The 1,627-nt window shown below is 41.8% G+C and carries 1 protein-coding gene; it reads right to left on the bottom strand.

The features are described 5' to 3' along the window. Nucleotides 1-80: 80 nt before the first annotated feature. Nucleotides 81-1,562 (bottom strand): replicative DNA helicase, encoded by a 1,482-nt coding sequence (locus BN338_RS03365; protein ID WP_039759082.1) that lies wholly within the window; start codon nucleotides 1,560-1,562, stop codon nucleotides 81-83. Nucleotides 1,563-1,627: the final 65 nt, after the last annotated feature.

Genomic DNA, 1,627 nt, shown 5'->3' with positions numbered 1-1,627 from the left:
TTTCAAAGGGTCTTCAAAGGGCGTTTTAAGATGCATAATTTTTGGTGAGAGCCTCTTGGATTTTTTCTAAGATATTACGATTATCTTCTCTCTTCCAGATCGCTAAAGCGTGTAAAATCGGATTGAAAGGCAAGAGGAACGACGCCTGTCGGACCATGACGTTGTTTGGCTATAATAACCTCAGCTTTGCCCTTGGCTTTCTCCATTGCCTCTTGCCATTTACTATACTCAAGGGAGCCTTCTTTGGGTGCTTCATTTTTGAGATAATATTCTCCACGATAAACAAACAGCACAACATCGGCATCTTGTTCAATGGAACCTGATTCTCGTAGATCGGCAAGCTGGGGACGTTTATCTGTTCGGTTTTCAACTTGGCGTGAGAGCTGTGAAAGAGCAATGATCGGGATATTGAGTTCTTTTGCCAAAGCTTTAAGCCCCATGGTAATCGCTGTGATTTCTTGAACGCGGTTCTCTGAAGAACGTTTTGCGCTACTTGTCATTAACTGGATATAATCAATGACTAAGACACCCAAACCATGTTGGCGTTTGAGACGCCTTGCACGGGCGGATAATTGGGCAAGGGAGATACCACCAGTTTGGTCGATATAAAGGGGTATTTTTTGTAAATGATGCGTTGCACGAATAATTTTGCTCAATTGCTCTTCTGAGAGATTGCCTCGTCGAATATCACAAGAAGAGACCTCTGTTTGTTCAGAGATAATACGGGTTGCAAGTTGTTCTGATGACATTTCCAATGAGAAAAAGCCAATAATCCCTCCTTCATGGGCTTGTGAGGGATCTTTGATTTTCTCACTACGATAATGAGCATTGGCAATGTGAAAGGCAATATTGGTAGCAAGTGCAGTTTTACCCATCCCTGGGCGCCCAGCTATGATAATCAAGTCGGATGGCTGCAACCCTCCCATTTTTTCATCCAATGGTTTTATATGGGTCGCTAACCCTGAAAGCCTTGAAGAGCGCTTTTTAGCAGCGCTCGCCATGTTCAGTGCTTTTGCAATGGCTGTATCAAAGTTTTCAAACCCACCCCCATATTTGCCTTTGTCGGCAAGTTCAAACAATTGATGTTCAACAGTTTCTATTTGTTGTGTTGGTGTAAGCTCTAGTGGAGCCTCAAAGGCTGTCGTGACAACTTGATTTCCAAGATGTATCAACGAGCGTCGGATAAAAAGATCATAGATAACCCGTCCATAATCTTCAGCATTAATGATTGTCACCGCGTCTTTGGCTAAACGAACAACATAATGAAAGACGCTAATATCACCAATTTTTTCTTCAGCTGGAATAAAGGATTTAATGGTAACAGGGGTTGCAACTTTGCCGTTTTTGATCATATGCAAAACTGTAGCAAAAATCTTTTGATGAAGAGTTTCAAAAAAATGTTCTGCTTTCAAAAAATCTGCAACACGATCAAGGGCATCATTGTTAACAAGAATTGCTCCAAGCAATGCTTGTTCGGCTTCAATATTATGCGGGAGTTGCCGAATAGAAGAGAGCAAGCTGTCTCTTGAATTTTCCGTTTTTAGCCGGTTTACTTTTTCCATGTCTCTTTTCTCCTCTCCTTTGCTAAAAATCACAATTGGAAATGATGAGCTCTTGAGCCGGAGTC

Origin of the sequence: Bartonella queenslandensis AUST/NH15 (assembly GCF_000312585.1) — a bacterium.
GTDB lineage: Bacteria > Pseudomonadota > Alphaproteobacteria > Rhizobiales > Rhizobiaceae > Bartonella > Bartonella queenslandensis_A.
This window is presented reverse-complemented; position numbering and strand designations above follow the sequence as displayed.

Coding starts and splice junctions, on each gene's coding strand:
- BN338_RS03365 (WP_039759082.1), bottom strand. CDS start 1,562: ATGGAAAAAGTAAACCGGCTAAAAACGGAAAATTCAAGAGACAGCTTG.